The sequence below is a fragment of the Nocardia sp. NPDC050413 genome (assembly GCF_040655475.1).
Classification (GTDB): Bacteria; Actinomycetota; Actinomycetes; order Mycobacteriales; family Mycobacteriaceae; genus Nocardia; species Nocardia coubleae.
Genome location: NZ_JBFAJZ010000003.1, coordinates 203530 through 222245 on the forward strand (window position 1 = coordinate 203530; position 18716 = coordinate 222245).

General features: G+C 68.5%; 16 protein-coding genes. 8 read left to right on the plus strand and 8 right to left on the minus strand.

Annotation, left to right across the window (positions count from 1 at the left end):
- The first annotated feature begins 49 nt into the window (after positions 1-49).
- From AB0I19_RS10750 to AB0I19_RS10760, 3 genes are all read left to right on the plus strand, one after another.
- Entirely contained in the window at positions 50-3877 is a 3828-nt protein-coding gene (locus AB0I19_RS10750) for an NACHT and WD repeat domain-containing protein (protein WP_357147111.1), read from the plus strand.
- A 66-nt stretch (positions 3878-3943) separates the two neighbouring features.
- Entirely contained in the window at positions 3944-5617 is a 1674-nt protein-coding gene (locus AB0I19_RS10755; RefSeq protein ID WP_357147114.1) for a PspC domain-containing protein, read from the plus strand.
- Entirely contained in the window at positions 5610-5816 is a 207-nt protein-coding gene (locus tag AB0I19_RS10760) for a hypothetical protein (RefSeq protein WP_067490871.1), read from the plus strand. The genes AB0I19_RS10755 and AB0I19_RS10760 overlap by 8 nt, the downstream gene beginning before the upstream one ends.
- Before the next feature lie 209 nt (positions 5817-6025).
- Here AB0I19_RS10760 and guaA read toward each other — a convergent pair whose 3' ends face one another.
- Positions 6026-7597, minus strand: coding sequence for a glutamine-hydrolyzing GMP synthase (gene guaA / locus AB0I19_RS10765; protein ID WP_067490873.1), 1572 nt, complete (start codon positions 7595-7597; stop codon positions 6026-6028).
- A 132-nt stretch (positions 7598-7729) separates the two neighbouring features.
- On the opposite strand from guaA, the gene AB0I19_RS10770 reads away from it, so the two are divergent.
- Positions 7730-8530 carry an alpha/beta hydrolase gene (locus tag AB0I19_RS10770; protein ID WP_357147117.1) on the plus strand — a complete coding sequence of 267 codons (801 nt, stop codon included), beginning with the start codon at positions 7730-7732 and terminating at the stop codon, positions 8528-8530.
- Here the strand turns inward: AB0I19_RS10770 and AB0I19_RS10775 are convergent.
- Together AB0I19_RS10775 and guaB are read right to left on the minus strand one after the other, a co-directional pair.
- Positions 8527-9681: a GuaB3 family IMP dehydrogenase-related protein gene (locus AB0I19_RS10775; RefSeq protein ID WP_067490875.1), complete on the minus strand. Its 1155-nt coding sequence runs from the start codon at positions 9679-9681 to the stop codon at positions 8527-8529. The genes AB0I19_RS10770 and AB0I19_RS10775 overlap by 4 nt on opposite strands.
- A gap of 111 nt (positions 9682-9792) precedes the next feature.
- Positions 9793-11337, minus strand: a complete 1545-nt coding sequence (gene guaB, locus AB0I19_RS10780) for an IMP dehydrogenase (RefSeq protein WP_357147120.1) — start codon at positions 11335-11337, stop codon at positions 9793-9795.
- 214 nt (positions 11338-11551) lie between these two features.
- On the opposite strand from guaB, the gene AB0I19_RS10785 reads away from it, so the two are divergent.
- Positions 11552-11965: a DUF5319 domain-containing protein gene (locus AB0I19_RS10785; RefSeq protein ID WP_022567296.1), complete on the plus strand. Its 414-nt coding sequence runs from the start codon at positions 11552-11554 to the stop codon at positions 11963-11965.
- Positions 11966-12093: 128 nt separating this feature from the next.
- Here the strand turns inward: AB0I19_RS10785 and AB0I19_RS10790 are convergent, their stop codons facing one another.
- From AB0I19_RS10790 to AB0I19_RS10800, 3 genes are all read right to left on the minus strand, one after another.
- The gene (locus AB0I19_RS10790; protein ID WP_357147122.1) at positions 12094-13047 is read right to left on the minus strand and encodes an anti-sigma-D factor RsdA; all 954 of its coding nucleotides are present in this window, start codon (positions 13045-13047) and stop codon (positions 12094-12096) included.
- A 109-nt stretch (positions 13048-13156) separates the two neighbouring features.
- Positions 13157-13735 carry a sigma-70 family RNA polymerase sigma factor gene (locus tag AB0I19_RS10795; RefSeq protein WP_067490881.1) on the minus strand — a complete coding sequence of 193 codons (579 nt, stop codon included), beginning with the start codon at positions 13733-13735 and terminating at the stop codon, positions 13157-13159.
- Positions 13736-13891: 156 nt separating this feature from the next.
- A complete protein-coding gene (locus AB0I19_RS10800; protein ID WP_357147125.1) occupies positions 13892-14722 on the minus strand; it encodes a hypothetical protein in 831 nt (276 codons plus the stop codon).
- Positions 14723-15343: 621 nt separating this feature from the next.
- Between AB0I19_RS10800 and AB0I19_RS10805 the strand changes: the two genes are divergently transcribed.
- From AB0I19_RS10805 to AB0I19_RS10815, 3 genes are all read left to right on the plus strand, one after another.
- Complete coding sequence (locus tag AB0I19_RS10805) at positions 15344-15637, plus strand: WhiB family transcriptional regulator (protein ID WP_022567299.1); 294 nt, start codon at positions 15344-15346, stop codon at positions 15635-15637.
- A 179-nt stretch (positions 15638-15816) separates the two neighbouring features.
- Positions 15817-16392: a sigma-70 family RNA polymerase sigma factor gene (locus AB0I19_RS10810; protein ID WP_067490885.1), complete on the plus strand. Its 576-nt coding sequence runs from the start codon at positions 15817-15819 to the stop codon at positions 16390-16392.
- Between the two features lies 1 nt (position 16393).
- Complete coding sequence (locus AB0I19_RS10815; protein ID WP_067490887.1) at positions 16394-16645, plus strand: hypothetical protein; 252 nt, start codon at positions 16394-16396, stop codon at positions 16643-16645.
- Between the two features lie 56 nt (positions 16646-16701).
- Here the strand turns inward: AB0I19_RS10815 and groL are convergent, their stop codons facing one another.
- Positions 16702-18315, minus strand: a complete 1614-nt coding sequence (groL, locus tag AB0I19_RS10820) for a chaperonin GroEL (RefSeq protein WP_357147127.1) — start codon at positions 18313-18315, stop codon at positions 16702-16704.
- A gap of 79 nt (positions 18316-18394) precedes the next feature.
- Positions 18395-18694: a co-chaperone GroES gene (gene groES / locus AB0I19_RS10825; RefSeq protein ID WP_067490891.1), complete on the minus strand. Its 300-nt coding sequence runs from the start codon at positions 18692-18694 to the stop codon at positions 18395-18397.
- Positions 18695-18716 lie beyond the last annotated feature (22 nt).

Consider the following 18716-nt stretch of genomic DNA (forward strand, 5'->3'; position numbering starts at 1 on the left):
CCGGGAAATATCATTGCGGTGGTCATCTTTTCATCGAACGGGGGGTTCGTTGACTGTCGTCGACAGTGAGATCTCGTCGCCACGTGCGCTTTTCGCCCAGCGATTCGGCGAGCTCTACGCCGCGGCGGGCAACCCGACCCTGCGCCGGGTCGCCGCGGCCACCGAGCGGCGCATGCGCAATGCCGGGTCGGGCACGCCGTCGGCGCAGCGGATCAGCGACTGGAAAGCCGGTCGCAATGTTCCCGCCCGCTTCGAATCCCTGCTGCCCGTGGTCCTCACGCTCGTCGAGATGACCGAGAAGGCCCAGCGTGACCTGCCGAGAACACTGGCCGACCCGCATGAATGGCGACGGCTGTGGCAGGAATCGGTCACCTGGACGGCGACGGCGGGCGACGACCACACCTGCCCGTACCCCGGCCTGCGCGCCTACCGACCCGAGGAGCACACCTTGTTCTTCGGACGCGAACAGGCCACCGCCGACTTCGCCGCGCTGGTCCGCGACACCACGGGCATCGTCGTGCTGATCGGGGCGTCGGGGGCGGGAAAGTCCTCGCTGCTCGCCGCAGGCCTGCGCCCGGCCATCGACCTGGTGGCCGTCACCATGACACCGGGCGCGACACCGGTCACCGCCCTCGCCACGGCGCTGCGCGAAGACCCGGCGGTGCTGATCGTCGACCAGTTCGAGGAGCTGTTCACCCTCTGCCAGGACGAGGCCGAACGCTCGACGTTCCTGACCTCGCTCACCGAACTCACCACCCGCGACACCGATCCACGCACAGTGGTCCTGGCCCTGCGCGCCGACTTCTACGAACCGTGCCTGCACTACCCGGTGCTACGGAACAGCTTGCAGCACAACAGCTATCTGCTCGGCGCCATGTCGATGGACGAAGTATCCCGCGCGATCACCGGTCCTGCCGCTGCCGCCGGACTCACCCTCGAACCCGGGCTCGCCGAACTGGTTCTCGCCGAATTACGCGGTCTCGGTGAGCATCTCGACGGTTACGACCCCGGCACGCTGCCGCTGCTGTCGCACGTGATGGCCGCGACCTGGCAGCAGCGGGAGGGGCGCAAGCTCACCGTGGCCGGTTACCGCAAGGCCGGTGGGGTCGCGGGGTCAGTCGCCGAGACCGCCGAACTCGCGTGGAGCGAACTCACCGGGGCGCAGCAGATCGCCGCCCAGGAGCTGCTCGGGGCGCTGGTCACCGTCGGGCAGGACACCCGCGACACCCGCCGCACCGTCGACCGCGTCGAATTACTCGGTCGCAGTGGGAATTCCGAGGCGGCTGCGCAAGCGCTCGACGTGCTCGCCGCCAGCCGAATCGTCACCCTGGACGCCAGCTCCGTGCAGCTCACCCACGAAATCGTGCTCACGGCCTGGCCACGATTGCGCGACTGGATCGATGCGGACCGGGTGGGGCACGCGGTCCGCCAACGGCTGGAGCGCGACGCGATCGAATGGACAGTCGCCGGACAGGATCCGGCGCTGCTGTATCGGGGTACCAGGCTCGACCGGGCGCGCGAACACGTCGGGCGCACGCGCGACAACCCACAGGTCCGCGCCTTTCTACAAGCCTCACGACGGGCGGCCCGCAATGGCAACCGACGGCGGATCGTGGCGATCATGGCGGTGTTCGCTCTGCTCGCCACGGGTGTCATCGCGTTCGACCGCAACCGGCTCGCCGACCAGCGGGCGCTGGACCGCGACTATGCGGAGCTGATCGCCGCCGCCCAGCGGACCAGAACGACCGATCCTTCCGTGTCCGCTCAGTTCCTGCTTGCCGCGTATCGGCTCCGGCCCGATGATGCGACCCGCACCCAACTACTGAACAGTCAGGACTCGCCGCTGTCGATTACCGTGCCCGCTCATACACGTGGCATCTCGACGCTCGCCCTGCGTCCGGCCGACGCGCTGCTGGTCTCGATCGACCAGGTGAGCGATGCAGTGTTCTGGGACCTGCACGATCCGGCCCAGCCACGGCGTCTGACCACTTCGTTGAGCACGAAGATCTCCGAACTCGCCTTCATTCCGGGCAGTACGGACGCGGTCACGCTCGGTCACTCCGGTACCCAGTTGTGGGATCTGGCCCGTCCCGAATCTCCCCGGTTGATCCACACGCTCGGCACGCTGCATGCGGAGGTGATCGAGGTCGACCCGACCGGAACCAGACTCGCCGAGATCAACGCATTGACATTGACCGTCTGGGATATCCGTGATCGCGCACGCCCCACTCGTATAGCGAGCAGCCCACTGCCCGGCGACCTGCACAACGTCGAATTCGGACCCGGCGGCACGGCGATGGCGATCGGCGCCGCCACCTACGACGAAGGCATCCCCGACACCGTGCAGCTGTGGGATCCCGCCACCGCGCGTCCCCTCGGACGCCCGATATCCACCTCGCCCCGCGACTTCCTGAAGGCCTTCGCGCTCAGCCCGGACGGCACCCGCCTTGCCGTCGGCACACACGGTACGAAGGGTACGAACAGTGCACCATCGAGCCAGCTGGAGCTCTGGGACATCACCGATCCGCACAACCCACGTTCGTACGGATCGTCGACCCGAATCGACAACGACGTACTGGCTTCGATCGCGTTCCACCCTGATGGAAACCTACTGGCCACCGGCTCCGATGAGGCCGCGCTGCTGTGGAACGTGGCCGACCCGGCCCAACTCACGCAGGCCGGGCCTGCACTGTCGGTGAGCCCGGCTGCCTGCCCCCAGGCCCGGCTCGCCCTCTGCAGTGGCGGCCCGCGAACGATGCTCTTCCTGCCCGGCAAGACGGCCCTGGTCGGAGCGGGTGACGACGGTTTGCTGCGAATCTGGACCCTGCCCCGCTCGACGATCGACGTCATTCCCAGGATGCCCTCGGGACCGGTTTTCGACCGCACCGGCGACCGAATGGCCATGTTGACCAGAACCGGCGAGGTCGTCGTCTGGGATTCCACCGACATCCGGCGCCCGGTCAGAACCGCGCCCCTTCCCGGACTGCCCGGACTGACCAATCCGGCCCTCAGCCCAGACGGACGCACCCTGACGCTGCACGACCAATCGGGAAAGCGGCGCGTCGTCTTCGCGCTCGACGACCCTTTTCATCCGCGGATGCTGCCCGCCTGGCCGACCGGCGACGACGATTTCTCGACCGTCGAAGGCAACCGCATGCTGCGAATCTCCCACGCCGCAGTGCGGATGTGGGACGTCACCGACCGCTCCGCACCGTCGCCACTCAGCGCACCGATCACGGCCCGGGTGGGAGTAATCGTCGGCAGCAGCTTCAGCACCGACGGAACCCGGCTCGAACTCATGCTCCTCGACGACCGCGGCCACTGGGAAACGCACTATTTCCGCCAGATCTGGAATCTGGATGATCCGGCCAACCCCAGGCTGGTCTCCGAAACCGAACTGGATCTGAATACTTCGCTGCACCCCTCGCAGTTCCTGCCCGACAACCGGACCGTCGCCGTTGTCCGAGGTGACCACTTCGGCCTGTGGGATACCGACGACCCCGAATCGTTCACCCCGCTCGTCGACGCAGTACGTACCGAGGTGGCGCCGATCAACTGGATTTCCGCCGACGCCGACAGCACCGAACTGTTGGTGTCGAGCGAGGACGGCACCACCGGCCTGTGGAATATCACCGATCCGCGCGCGCCCCGCCACCACCTCGGTCCGATAGGCCCCGCCGACGGCCGCACCCGACAGGTGACGATGCACCCACGTGGTGAACAACTCGTGCTCGTGACCGACGACGGCCAACTCGGCGTCTGGGACCTCGACCCCGAAGCCGTCGCCACCCGCATCTGCGCGAGCACAGGCATGCTCACCGAGGCGGTCTGGCGCACGCATGTCGCCAACGGCCCCTACCGCGCACCCTGTTCCTGAACCCGGGGCAATTTTCAGGGTTCCCCCCGATGTGTTAGAGGGGTCGCGCAGCACACCATGGAACCCATGAGCAGAACGAGCTTCGGCGATCAGGTTCAGCAGATGTGGCACACGCGGCCCGTCCGGCTGCCCCGGCAGGGGCCGATCGCCGGTGTGGCCGCCGGGTTCGGGTTGCGCTACGGCGTGGATCCGGTGCTGTTGCGGGTGGCGTTCGTGGTGTCGACCATCTTCGGCGGGGCGGGGATCATCCTGTATCTGCTGGCGTGGCTGGTGCTCGGCTCCGCGGGCAACGAAGCGTCGGCGGCCGAGTCGCTCAGCGGGCGTGGGTCGCATTCGCAGACGAAGACGATCGTGTTGATCGTGGCGCTGGCCATCGCGGTGTCGACCATGGGCCCGATGGGGTTGGGGCTCGGCGGTGGCGGCGTGATCAGCATGGGCCTGATGCTGGCCGGGTGGTGGATGCTCTATCTGCGCCATCCCGAGCTGCCTGCCGGTTTCGACAGCCATCCCGCCCCGCTCGGCACCACCGGGTACCCCGGCGCGGGCTACCCGAATGCGATGTACCCGTACACCGGCGACGGGATGTACACGCCGTACACCAAACTCCCCGACGCCTACGTCCCCGATCCGGCGACGACCGTGCTCCCCCGCACGGAAAACCGCGCGGCGACAGCGGAACCCATGCCGTTGCTGCGGGTCGACGAGGCCGAGACGGTAGCACTGCGCAAGCACAGCGACGCTGTGCCACCACAGTCGTCGACCACCATCGGCGAAACCGTGCCCGCCCCGGAAGATGCCGAATCTACCGGCAGCACTGCGCCTTCCGAGCACACCGATGCTCGCCCTTCCGCGCCCATCGACGCAGAACTCGCGGCCGCACCGAAACCTGACGAATTCGGGGCGACGCCGACAGCGGATACAACACCGACCGCAGGCGACGACCGATCCATCATCGATCTCGCGAAACCCGAGCCGGCCGCCCACCCCGAACCGACCGGCCTGTCGACGATCGGCGACACCGCGATCCTGCCCAAGACGCCGGGCAGCCCCCACCTACGCGCCCAGGTGCCACCCGGCTGGGATCCCCTGGCCGTGGCCCCGCTGGCCTGGGAGCTCCCCGAAGCCGTCCCCACCTTCGCCCCGGTCGCCCCACAACCACCGAAACGCCCGCGCTCCCGGCTGACGCCGATCACCATCGGCCTGGCCATCCTCGCCGCCGCGGCAGCGGGTGCGGCCGCCGCGTCGGGCGTCGAATGGATGACCCCCGCCCGTATCGCCGCCTTCGCCCTAGCCGTCGTCGGCCTCGGCCTCGTCGCAGGCGCGTTCCTGCGGCGCGGCTACGGACTGCTCGTCCTCACCGCACCGCTGGCCGGCTTCGTCCTGCTGGCCTCGCTGATCGGGCCGATCGACTTCGAGAACAGCGGCAATGTGGGCGACCGCGTGTGGGCGCCGACCTCCGTGCAGGAACTGCAGCCTCGCTACGCCCTCGACATCGGTTCGGGCACATTGGATCTGCGCGGCCTCACCCTCACCGAATCACGAAGCGTCGAAGTCGCGGTGAACATCGGTGATACGAAAATCAAGCTGCCGGAAGGGATGACGGTGAACACCACCTGCGACATCCGCGTCGCCGACAACCCGTGCGACGAGGGCCTGAGCGGACCGAACACCCCCGGCGCACCGGTCCTCGACCTGCACATCACGATGCACCTCGGCGACGTGGAGGTGACCCGTGGCTGACTCGACGAAAACCGAACGCCGCCCGGCCTTTTCCCTGCTCGTCACCGGGCTGCTCGCCCTGGCGGTGAGCGTGTGGGCCCTGCTCGGCGCACCGACCCCCGACGGCGGCGGCATCGTGCCGATGGGTTGGGGAGTGGTGATCGTGGCCAGCGTCGTCGGCCTGCTGCTCGTCCTCTCCCCCCGCCGCAAACGACACTGACGAGAACACGACACGAAAACGAGAAATGGCCCGTCATCAGACGGGCCATTTCTGTTGAAGGGCAACGGCTATGGCGAATTCCGCAGACCGGCAGGCTACTCCCGTGGCGAAAGCACTGCCACCGATCACCCACCGACCGCAGAACGGTGGCTACCTCCTGGGCAGGCTGCTGCTCACCCAGGCGGTGCCGCGACCGCGACCGGCCTGACTCACTCCCACTCGATGGTGCCCGGCGGCTTGCTCGTCACGTCGAGCACTACGCGGTTCACCTCGGCCACCTCGTTGGTGATGCGGGTGGAGATGCGTTCGAGCACGTCGTAGGGCAGGCGGGTCCAGTCCGCGGTCATCGCGTCCTCGCTCGACACCGGGCGCAGCACGATCGGGTGACCGTAGGTGCGGCCGTCACCCTGCACACCCACCGAGCGGACGTCCGCGAGCAGCACCACGGGGCACTGCCAGATCTGCTTGTCCAGTCCGGCGGCGGTGAGCTCCTCGCGGGCGATGGCGTCGGCCTGACGCAGCAGGTCGAGCCGGTCGGCGGTCACCTCGCCGACGATGCGGATGGCCAGGCCGGGGCCCGGGAACGGCTGGCGCGCGACGATTTCCTCGGGCAGGCCGAGCTCGCGACCCACCGCACGGACCTCGTCCTTGAACAGCAACCGCAGCGGCTCGACCAGCTCGAACTCGAGATCGTCGGGCAGGCCGCCGACATTGTGGTGGCTCTTGATGTTGGCGGTGCCGGTGCCGCCACCGGACTCGACCACATCCGGGTACAGCGTGCCCTGCACCAGGAACTCGACCTTCGGCGCCGTCCCGTCGCCACCCTGCTCGGCGACGATGCCGGCCACCGCGTCCTCGAAGGACCGGATGAACTCGCGGCCGATGATCTTGCGCTTCTCCTCCGGGTCGGAGACGCCCTTCAGCTCACCCAGGAACTTGTCGACCGCGTCGACGGTGACCAGCTTGGCCCCGGTCGCGGCGACGAAATCGTGCTGCACCTGCTCGCGCTCGCCCGCGCGCAACAGACCGTGATCGACGAACACACAGGTGAGGCGGTCACCGATGGCACGCTGCACCAGCGCGGCGGCGACGGCGGAGTCGACACCGCCGGACAGCCCACAGATGGCGTGACCGTCACCGATCTGGGCGCGCACGTCCTCGATCAGGGCCTCGGCGATATTGGCCGGGGTCCACGCCGCGGGAATGCCCGCCAGCTCGTGCAGGAAGCGGCTCAGTACCTGCTGACCGTGCGGGGAATGCAGCACCTCGGGGTGGTACTGCACACCGGCCAGCCGACGCGCGCGATCCTCGAACGCGGCGACCGGCGCACCGGCGGTGGTGCCGGTGACCTCGAACCCCTCGGGGGCGTCGGTCACGGCGTCGCCGTGGCTCATCCACACCGGCTGGATCGTCGGCAGGCCGCCGTGCAGCACACCACCGTCGATATTGAGTTCGGTGCGGCCGTATTCGCGGGTGCCGGTGTGCGCGACAGTGCCGCCGAGGGCCTGGGCCATGGCCTGGAAGCCGTAACAGATGCCGAACACGGGCACGTCGAGGTCGAACAACCGCGCGTCGAGTTGCGGGGCGCCCTCGGCGTACACGCTGGACGGGCCGCCGGACAGGATCACCGCGAGCGGCTGCTTCTCGGCGATCTCCTCGACCGTCATGGTGTGCGGAATGACCTCGGAGAACACCCTGGCCTCACGCACCCGGCGGGCGATCAGCTGTGCGTACTGTGCGCCGAAGTCGACGACGAGGACCGGTCTCTGAGTTTCTGCCACCTGCCCAGTTTAGTGAGGGTGACAGATGGCCGAGCACGGGGCATCGATGCGACGCCACGCCACGCTGTGACAGACCACGACGCACCGTCAATCCTTGCGCGGGGCGGGGCGGGGCTGGCTATCCTCGTGCTCGTGCCATTCGCCCGCGCGATCGATGCCGACATCTACTACGAGGACAGCGGTGGCACGGGTCCGGTGGTGTTGCTCGCCCACGAATTCTTCATGGACCGCACGATGTTCGAGGCGCAACAGACGGCACTCGCCCCCGAATTCCGGGTCGTCGCGTGGGACGCGCGCGGCCACGGCCGCACCAGGGACCAGCGGCTGCCGTTCACCTACTGGACCGCCGCCCGCGACGCGCTCACCGTGCTCGACGCGCTCGGCGTCGAACGCGCGATCGTCGGCGGCACCGCCCAGGGTGGGTTCACCGCGCTACGCACGGCGCTCGTCGCCCCCGAACGGGTGGCCGCGCTCATCCTCATCAGCACCGAAGCCCACGGACCGACCCGTGAACAGTCCACGGCCACACAGCGTTTCCTCGACGAATGGCACGACCGGGGTTCGCGCGAGGAAGCCGCGACCCAGCTCGCCGACTGGCTCATCGGCGACGACAACCACTACCGCGAGATCTGGACCCGCCGCTGGGTCGACGACGCGCACAACGGGCTCGACGCCGCCGTCGGGTGCCTGCTCGGGCGGGACTCGGTGCTCGAACGGCTGCCCGAGATCACCTGCCCGGCGCTGGTCATCCACGCCACCCACAGCGGCATCGCCGGGAAGAGGGCCCGCATGCTCGCCGACGGCCTCACCGCCTCCACCTACGTGGAGATCGACGGCGCCCGCCTCGGTGTCACGATGACCCACGCGGAACCGGTCAATGCCGCCATCGGCCGGTTCCTGCGCGAACGGGTGTCACTGGCCCATGTCCGTTAGCGGACGCTGAGCCCGACCTTCTGGAATTCCTTGAGGTCGGAGTAACCGGCCTTGGCCATCGAGCGGCGCAGACCACCGACCAGGTTCAGCGAACCGAACGGGTCGTCGGACGGGCCGTAGAGGACGCGCTCGAGGCTCGGGCGGTCGGTGGCGCCGTCGGGGCCGTCGAGCCACGACTCGTCGACCGGCAGGAACGAACCGCGCGGCACCGAGGGGTGCGCGGTGGCCGAGGGCCAGTACCAGCCGTGGCCCGGCGCCTCGGCCGACACCGACAGCGGCACACCGAGCATCACCGCGTCGGCGCCGCAGGCGATGGCCTTGGCCAGCTGACCGGAGGTGGCCACGTCACCGTCGGCGATCACGTGCACGTAGCGGCCGCCGGTCTCGTCGAGGTAGTCGCGACGCGCGGCGGCGGCGTCGGCGATCGCGGTGGCCATCGGCACACCGATACCGAGCACCTCGCCGGTGGTGGTGGCGCCGGGGAAGGAGCCGTACCCGACGATGACGCCCGCCGCACCCGTGCGCATCAGGTGCAGGGCGGTGCGATGATCGCTCACGCCGCCGGCCACGACCGGCACATCGAGTTCGGCGATGAAGGTTTTGAGGTTGAGCGGTTCGCCGTCACCGACGTGCTCGGCGGAGATGATGGTGCCCTGCACGACCAGCAGCTCGACACCGGCCTGCACCAGCGCGGGGGTGAGCGCGCGGGCGTTCTGCGGGCTAACCCGCACGGCGGTGGTCACACCGGCGGCGCGCACCTGGGCCACGGCGGCGGCGAGCAGGTCGGGCTGCATCGGGGCGGCGTGCAGTTCCTGGAGTAAGGAGATCGCGCGTTCGTAACCCCCCTTGTCGACCAGATCGATGAGCTGATCGATCTTGGCCTGCACATCGGCGTGCCGAGCCCACAGACCCTCACCGTTGATCACACCGAGGCCACCACGGCGCCCGAGCTCGATCGCGAACTCCGGCGAGACCAGCGCGTCGGTGGGATGCGCGAGCACGGGGATCTCGAAGCGGTAGGCGTCGAGCTGCCAGGCCAGCGAGACCTGCTTCGACGACCGCGTCCGCCGCGAGGGAACGATATCGACGTCGTCCAGCTCGTAGGTTCGCCGAGCGACCCGACCCATCCCGATCTCGACCATGTCACGCACAGTTGCTCCCTGTGTCCGGGCGCGCGTGTGCGCGCGTTTTCACAAACCTGACGGCTTGCATGGCTGTGCGCCGGGAGCGTACCCCCCGGCGCACAAACGCATCTATTGTACTCAGCCGCGGCCGGTGTAGTTCGGGGCCTCGACGGTCATGGTGATGTCGTGCGGGTGGCTCTCCTTGAGGCCCGCGGCGGTGATCTGCACGAACTGGGCGCCCTGCAGGTGCTCGATGTTCTGCGAACCCGTGTAGCCCATCGCGGCGCGCAGGCCGCCGACGAGCTGGTGGATCACCTGGTTCACCGGGCCACGGAACGGGACGCGGCCCTCGATGCCCTCGGGGACCAGCTTGTCCTCGGCGAGCACGTCGTCCTGGAAGTAGCGGTCCTTGGAGTAGGACTTGGCCTGGCCGCGGCCCTGCATCGCGCCGAGCGAACCCATGCCGCGGTAGCTCTTGAACTGCTTGCCGTTCACCAGGATCAGATCGCCGGGCGACTCGGCGGTGCCCGCGAGCAGCGAACCGAGCATCACCGTCGACGCACCGGCGGCGATGGCCTTGGCCACATCGCCGGAGTACTGCACGCCACCGTCGGCGATCACCGGGACACCGGCGGGCTTGCACGCGGCGACGGCCTCGAGGATCGCGGTGATCTGCGGCGCACCGACACCGGCCACCACGCGGGTGGTGCAGATGGAGCCGGGACCGACACCCACCTTGACAGCGTCGACGCCCGCCTCGACGAGCGCGGCGGCACCGGCCCGGGTGGCGACGTTGCCGCCGACGACCTGGATGCGGTCGCCCACTTCGGCCTTCACCTTGGCGACCATCTGCAGCACCTGCGACTGGTGCCCGTGCGCGGTGTCGACGATCAGCACATCGACACCCGCGTCGGCCAGGGTCATCGCGCGCGACCAGGAGTCCTCACCCACACCGATCGCCGCACCGACGAGCAGGCGGCCGTCGCGGTCCTTGGTGGCGTTGGGGTACTGATCGGTCTTGACGAAGTCCTTGACCGTGATGAGCCCCCGCAGGCGGCCGTTGCCGTCGACGATGGGCAGCTTCTCGATCTTGTGGCGGCGCAGCAGACCGAGCGCGGCCTCGGCGGTGACACCCTCCTGGGCGGTGATCAGCGGCGCCTTGGTCATCACCTCGTCGACGCGGCGGTCCTGATCGACCTCGAAGCGCATGTCGCGGTTGGTGATGATGCCGACGAGCGAACCGGTCTCGTCAACCACGGGCAGGCCCGAGATGCGGAAACGGGCGCACATGGCGTCCACGTCAGCGAGGGTGTCGTTGGGACGACAGGTGACCGGGTCGGTCACCATGCCCGCCTCGGACCGCTTCACGGTCTCCACCTGGGCGGCCTGGTCGACGGCCGACAGGTTGCGGTGCAGCACGCCCATGCCGCCCGCACGAGCCATGGCGATCGCCATGCGCGCCTCGGTGACGGTGTCCATGGCCGAACTCACCAGCGGGGTACGCAGCGTGATGTCACGCGTGAGCCTGCTGGAGGTCTCGACGGAGCTGGGGATGAGATCCGAGGCGGCAGGCAGCAACAGCACGTCGTCGAACGTGAGGCCGAGCATGGCGATCTTGTTCGGATCGTCGCCACCCGTAGGAGGGCGCACCGCGATTCGTTCGCCCGACACGGGATTACTCATTCGGATCGACCCCTCCTGGTCGTCGGAGTACCGACGCAGGAGATGACGCGCGTCGGTGCTGAGCGGAAAGCTTGATGGTCGGTGAGAACGAGCTCGCCGACGCCTGCATTCCATGGTATCGGTCGGCCGTGACACGCTGTGCAGTGAGCCCTCGCGCAAAACTTGCCAGGTGCATCGCTGGCGCAGACCGGCCACCACTGCGTACCGTGGGGTTGTGCGTGACCATCTACCACCTGGCCTGCCGCCGGATCCCTTCGCCGGAGACCCCTCCGACCCGTCTGCCGCGCTCGATGCCATCGAGCCCGGTGAGCCGCTGGATCCACATGAGCGCCTCGCGGTCGAGGAAGATCTCGCCGACCTCGCGGTCTACGAAGCCCTGCTCGCCCATCGTGGCATCCGCGGGCTCGTCGTCAGCTGCGAGGACTGTCGGCAAGATCACTACCACGACTGGGACATGCTGCGGGCGAACCTGCTGCAGCTACTCGTCGACGGCACTGTACGGCCGCACGAGCCCGCCTACGACCCGACGCCCGAGGCGTACGTCACCTGGGACTACTGCCGCGGCTACGCGGACGCCTCGATGAACGAGGCCTTCCACGGCGACGGGTTCGACGGGTTCGACAACTGAGCGCTCACTGATCGGCGGACCGAGCACGTGCGGTCCCGCGTGAGTCGCGCACGCGCCGGACGGCTACCGATACAGACAACACGAAAGAGGCCCCGAACCACTGTGGTTCGGGGCCTCTTTCGTGTCGATCAGGGGGTGCCGGGCAGCGGCAGAATCGTCATGGATGGAACGGCCGGCGGGACCTGCGGCGTCGGCGGAACCGCCGTCGGAGCGGTCGGCGGCGGTTCTGCGATGGTCGTCGGGGGTTGGGTCGGTTCGACGGTGACCGGCGGCGGAGTCGGTGGCACCGTGGTCACGGGCGGTGGCGACGGCTCGGTCGGGCGGGGATCCACGGTCTCCGGAGCAGGCGTCAGCATGATCTCCGGCGGCACGGTCGGATCGGTCGTGCCCGAGTTACCCGGGTCGATCGGCGCCGCGGGGTCGGTGGTCCCCGGCTTGGCCGGCGACGGAGAAGGTGCGGACGGCGACGAGGACGGCGCGGTGGTGCCCGGCAGCGGCGCGGGCGGCAACAGCGACCCGAGTTCGGGTGCCTGCTTCACCAGTTGGTCGCGCAGCAGGTTCCAGCGAGCCAGCAGGTCCTCGCGCTTCTTCGGGTCGCTGACCTGATCGGCGGTCGCCGAGGCCTGCTCCAGCTTGGCGCGAGCCTGTTCCGGATTGCCCGCGGCGATCATGTTCTGCGCGGCGGCCAGGTCGTCGTCGGCGCGAGCCACGACGGTGGTCTGTGCCTGTTCGCTGAACACCACTTCCTTGACCCGCCACAGCGGATCACCGGGTGCCGCACTGTAGGAGAATGCCGTGATACCGCCGAACACCACGGCGAGTGCCGCGGCGGACCCCAGCAGGGGCCGGACCAGACGCAGACGTCCGCGCGAGGAGGCTCCGGTTCGAACCTGCCTGGCACCGATCTCCTGATCGACCGCCGCGAAGACGGTGTCGAGATCGGGGCCCGCCGGCATCGGCTCGGCCAACAGATCGGCCCGCCAATCCGCGAGCAGTGACGCCAGCTGGAACTCCTCGGTGCTGTCGGTATGCACCGGTCCGTCGCTCGCGATCGCGTCGATCAGCGCATCGTCGCTGCGCACCGCCGCAATGTCGACCGGACCGGAATCGCCGGCACCCTCGGCGGCGTAGGGACCGCTGTCGTGCGACCCACGCCAAACCTTCCGGTCGCCTCGACCGCGCTCGCCATCCCTAGCCATACATTTCACCTGCCCTCGCCACTTGTGACTTCAGTTTTGCGAGTGCCCTGTGCTGGGCCACCCGTATCGCGCCCGCCGTGCTGCCCACGGCGACTGCGGTTTCCTCTGCTGACAGACCCATCACCAGTCGCAAGATCAGGATTTCCCGATGTTTCTCGGGGAGTGTGGCGAGCAGAGTGTTCATCTGCCTGCTGGTCTCCGAGTCGAGAGCTCGCTGTTCCGGTCCGTGGTCGGTGGATATGACATCTGGTACTTCGGCCATCGCCTCCGCCTTGTTACGGGCGGCATTGCGGTGGGCGTCGGCGACCTTGTGCGAGGCGATCCCGTACACGAAGGCCATGAAGGGCCGACCCTGATCCTGATAGCGGGGCAGGGCGGTCATCACAGCCAAACAGACCTCTTGCGCAACATCGTCCGCGGAGAGCTGCCCGCGCTCCGCGGCACCGATCCGCGCCCTGCAGTAGCGAACCACCAAGGGACGGACCAGTTCCAGTACCTGAGCTAAAGCGGTCCTGTCGCCCTGCGCAGCCGCAGCGACGGCGAGGTCCAACTCTTCGCCCATATGCGTCATCGTCAGAGATTTTCCTGGCGTTACGAGTGGCGCGGTCACATGTGACCGAGCTTCCACCGATGTGGCGGAACGGAACTAACAATAGCGACCCGATGATCACCCGCCAGCGGCCCCGGGTTGTTCTGAGGGTGCTCTCAGGAAGATCGCCGGGCGGCCTCATCGGGGGGATGACCGGAAGTCTCCACCGAGGGAACGCAGACGTGCGGCGTGATCTGCGGCTTCGTTCGCGGCGGCCGCCGCGGCGGCTGGCTCCGCGGCCACTCCGGCGCGCAGCATCGCGCACGCCCAGCGCAAGGGCAGCAGGGCGTTGGCACGGCACTCAGAGTCGATTTTCTCGGCCAGTCGCGCGGCGGCCGCGAGCTCTCCGGTGGCGGCGGTGGCGGCCGCGACGAGCAGTGCCGATTTCACCCGGTGCCGCACGGAGGGAAGGGCCTCGGCCAGCGCGGCGGCGCGCGTGGCGTCGTCCAGCGCGAATTCGCCGCGGGCCAGCGCGGTTTCGGCGCGGACCCAGTGCCAGCGCACCCGGGCTCGGGCAGGCGCCTCGTCGAGCAGCGGTTCCACCCGGCCCAGCAGTCGGGTGGCGAGGGCGAGGCGGCCGGTGCCGAGCGCGTCGGCGGCCAGACCGGTGTAGGCGTCGGCCAGGGCCTCGGCGCGGGCGGCTCCGGTCGCGGCGCAGGCGAGGCGGGCCGCGCGCCCGTCGTTGGCGGCGGCGGCACCGTGCCAGCCGAGCTGACGCAGCAGCGAGCCCGTGGTGCTCTCGACCAACGAGGCCAGGCCCGGATCGAGGCGGGTGCGGGCGAGTACCCGCAGGTCGGCGCGGGCGGCGGCGTAGTGGCCTTGTCCACCGAGGGCGACCGCCCGGTGCCAGCGCGAGCGCGGGTCGGCAGGCTCCGGCAACTGCGCAGCGGCCCGGCCGGGGGTGGGACCGAATGCTGTCGAAGCGAGGATTTCGGAACCGATATCCGCCGATGAGGCCGCAGTATGCACGCGGTGACTCTAGCTCCCGATGGTCCTCGTCGTTTCTCGTGATATGTCACGACCGCGGCCGGGTAGCAACCGTTCAGCTTTTCTTTCCATGGCCGATGTTGCCATCAGGTAAATCTCCGCTCCCGGATGCCCCCGCCGCAAAGTCTCGAATTCACATGCGTTTCTCGCAATTAACCTGAGTGCCCTCTTTGCGCCATGTCGAAGGTTACGGTCGCGGGAGCCACTGTGACCCGCGGCACGACGCTGAGCGGGGCGTCGAGCCCTCGAAATGCATCGAAAAGGCCGTTACCAGGGGAAATAGCCGGGGGCTTCCACGGAGTCACTCGACCCATCCATAGCCAACCGAACAGTATGGACGGACGGGGAGTGAAATGTAAACAGTTCGCAGGTTAAATTTCAGCGTTGACGATTTGCTGAACCAATGCGCGGAACTATTGACGGAATTTCCCGCCGAGCCCTAACGTAGCTCATCGCCGGGGACGGCGCCGCGCGAAATTGCAGCGACCATCCACTCGGCACCGTCAGGCACCGTCGAGCCGGCCACTCAACCGAGGGGCCGCGTTGACCTGCCGCACCACTCGCTCGACAACGCTGACGAGCTCGCACCACAAGGAGTTCACCATGCCCATGCCCACCCACCTCCCCGGTCCGAACGCCGACGTCTGGGATTGGCAGATGCGTGGCTCGTGCCGCGGCCAGGACTCGGCCGTCTTCTTCCACCCCGACGGCGAACGTGGCCGCGCCCGCACCGCGCGCGAGATGCGCGCCAAGGAGATCTGCCGGGCCTGCCCCGTGCTCATGCAGTGCCGCACCCACGCCCTCAAGGTCAGTGAGCCCTACGGCATCTGGGGTGGCATGTCCGAGACCGAACGCGAGATGCACGCCCGCCGCAACCGGCGGCGCATGGCGGTCTAGAGCCCTTCGCGGAACCCTCCGCAAATCCGTTCCCATCCATCCTGCGTGGGGCGCCGAATTCCTAGCAAACAGCTGGCACCCGATTCCAGGCACCCCGCTCGCAGGGGTGTCATAGCCTCGGGCTACATTCGTGACCGATGACACAGAATGGGTTCCGAAGCGAAGCCTTCCCACCGAGCGTGGATTCTGCGGTTACCGCACGCGCGGCCGAAGGAGTCGAGCTAGCTGCACTGTTGGAACGATGCGGCCTTGCCGACCAGCAAGCCTTTGCCGAACTGTACGACCGGACCTGCGCCCGCGTCTTCGGCCTGATCCTGCGGGTGCTCCACGACCCCGGGTACGCCGAGGAGACGACGCAGGAGGTCTACCTTCAGATCTGGCGCACCGCAACGAGTTTCGACCCCGCCAAGGGGTCGGCGGTGACCTGGCTGATGACGCTGGCCCACCGCCGCGCGGTCGACCGGGTTCGTGCCGAGCAAGCCCACACCCAGCGCGAGGTCGCGTACGGGATCCGGGTACTCGGTCACGAATTCGACGAGGTCACGGAGGAGGTGGAACGCAGACTCGAACAGCAGGCCGTCCGGCGCGGGCTCTCGACATTGACCGAGACCCAGCGCGAGGCGATCTCGCTCGCCTACTACGGCGGGCGGACGTATGCGGAGGTAGCTCAGCACCTCGGCATCGGATTACCGACCGTTAAGTCCCGTATTCGGGACGGATTGACACGACTGAAGAAAAGTTTGGGGGTGACGTGAGATGAACGACGCCCAGATCGATCTCGCGCACACCGTCGCGCTCGGATTGATCGACGACGAAGACCATCACGCGATCCAGACCATCATCGATACCGAAGACCCCACCCTGTGTACCGAGTTTCTGCACGAGATCCGCGCCACCCGCGCGGCTCTCACCGAACTCTCGGAACTCACCGCCACCCCACCACCCCCGTCTCTGCGCGCTCGGCTACTGGCCGCGATCGAGGCCGAAGAACCACCCGTAGCCAGCTAGGCGCACAACGAAAGGCCCCCGGACCCGACAGGTCAGGGGGCCTTCGTCATGTCAGGTCAGTGCGCGTGACCGTGACCGTGTCCGTGGTCGTCGGCCTCCTCGGCCGGCTTCTCCACGATGGCGCTCTCGGTGGTCAGGATCATCCGGGCGACGGACGCGGCGTTCACCACGGCCGAACGGGTGACCTTGACCGGGTCGACGACACCGTCGGTGAGCAGGTCGCCGTAGGTGAGCGTGGCGGCGTTGAAGCCTTCCTTGCCCTCGGCCACCTTGCTGACCACCACGGCGCCGTCGAGGCCCGCGTTGGTGGCGATCCAGAACAGCGGCGCCTCGAGGCCCTTGCGGACCACCTCGACGCCGACGGCCTTGTCGCCGGTCAGCGAGTCACGCAGCTCCACCAGCGCGGCGGCGGCCTGGACCAGCGCCGAACCACCACCGGGGACGATGCCCTCCTCGACCGCGGCCTTGGCGGCGGCGACCGCGTCGTCGACGCGGTACTTGCGCTCCTTGAGCGCGGTCTCGGTGGCCGCGCCGACCTTGATCACCGCGACGCCACCGGCCAGCTTGGCGAGGCGCTCTTCGAGCTTCTCGCGGTCCCAGTCGGAGTCGGTGGCCTCGATCTCGCGGCGCAGCTGCGCGCTGCGGGCCGCGATGTCGGCCTCGGTGCCCGCACCGTCGATGAGGACGGTCTCGTCCTTGGTGACGACGACGCGACGCGCCTGGCCGAGCTGCTCGAGGGTGGCCTCGCGCAGGGTGACGCCGAGATCGGGGTTGATCACGGTGCCACCGGTGACGACGGCGAGGTCGTCGAGGAACGCCTTGCGGCGGTCACCGAAGAACGGCGCCTTCACCGCGACGGCCTTGATGGTCTTGCGGATCGAGTTGACCACCAGGGTCGACAGCGCTTCGCCGTCGACGTCCTCGGCCACGATCAGCACACCCTTGCCGGACTCGGCGATCTTCTCGAGCACCGGAAGCAGGTCGGGCAGCGAGCTGATCTTGTCGCGGTGCAGCAGGACGTAGGTGTCCTCCAGCACGGCCTGCTGGGTCTCGGGGTCGGTCTGGAAGTAGGGCGAGAGGTAGCCCTTGTCGAACTGCACACCCTCGGTGACGACGAGTTCGGTCTGCGTGGTCGAGGACTCCTCGACGGTGACCACGCCGTCCTTGCCGACGGTGGTGAGCGCCTTGCCGACCATCTCGCCGATCTCCTCGTCACGCGAGGAGACGGTGGCGACCTGGGCGATGGCCTGGGCACCCTCGACCGGGGTGGCCGCGGCGAGCAGCACCTCGGACACCTTCTCGGCGGCGAGCGCGATGCCCTGGCCGAGCGTGATGGGGTTGGCGCCCGCGGCGACGTTCTTCAGGCCGGCGCGCACGAACGCCTGGGCCAGCACGGTGGCGGTGGTGGTGCCGTCGCCCGCGACGTCGTTGGTCTTGGTGGCGACGCTCTTGACGAGCTGGGCGCCGAGGTTCTCGAAGGGGTCCTCGAGGTCGATGTCACGCGCGATGGTGACACCGTCGTTGGTCACGGTGGGGCCACCGAAGGCCTTGGCAAGGACCACGTGGCGGCCGCGCGGGCCGAGGGTGACCTTGACGGCGTCGGCCAGCTTGTCCACACCGCGTTCCAGTGCCCGACGAGCCTGCTCGTCGAACCGGATCTGCTTGGGCATCTAAAAGCTCCTGTGTTTTAACGCATTCCGCCCCGGGGTCACGAAGACGCCGGGGCGGAACGCTGGTGCGGCGTCGGCCTTACTTGGTGACGACGGCCAGGATGTCGCGCGCCGAGAGGATGAGGTATTCCTCGCCCTGGTACTTGATCTCGGTGCCGCCGTACTTGCTGTAGATGACGACGTCGCCTTCCTTGACATCGACGGGGATGCGGTCACCCTTTTCGGTGATCCGGCCCTCGCCGACGGCGATGACGGTGCCCTCCTGCGGCTTCTCCTTGGCCGTGTCCGGGATGACCAGGCCGGAGGCCGTCGTCGTCTCGGCCTCGTTGGCCTGGACGAGGATCTTGTCCTCGAGCGGCTTGATGTTCACGCTCGCCACGTTGAGCCCTCCACTTTCAGGG

Coding starts and splice junctions, on each gene's coding strand:
- AB0I19_RS10755 (WP_357147114.1), top strand. CDS start 3,944: ATGAGCAGAACGAGCTTCGGCGATCAGGTTCAGCAGATGTGGCACACG.
- guaB (WP_357147120.1), bottom strand. CDS start 11,337: ATGAGTAATCCCGTGTCGGGCGAACGAATCGCGGTGCGCCCTCCTACG.
- AB0I19_RS10795 (WP_067490881.1), bottom strand. CDS start 13,735: ATGACGCATATGGGCGAAGAGTTGGACCTCGCCGTCGCTGCGGCTGCG.
- AB0I19_RS10805 (WP_022567299.1), top strand. CDS start 15,344: ATGCCCATGCCCACCCACCTCCCCGGTCCGAACGCCGACGTCTGGGAT.
- AB0I19_RS10815 (WP_067490887.1), top strand. CDS start 16,394: ATGAACGACGCCCAGATCGATCTCGCGCACACCGTCGCGCTCGGATTG.
- groL (WP_357147127.1), bottom strand. CDS start 18,315: ATGCCCAAGCAGATCCGGTTCGACGAGCAGGCTCGTCGGGCACTGGAA.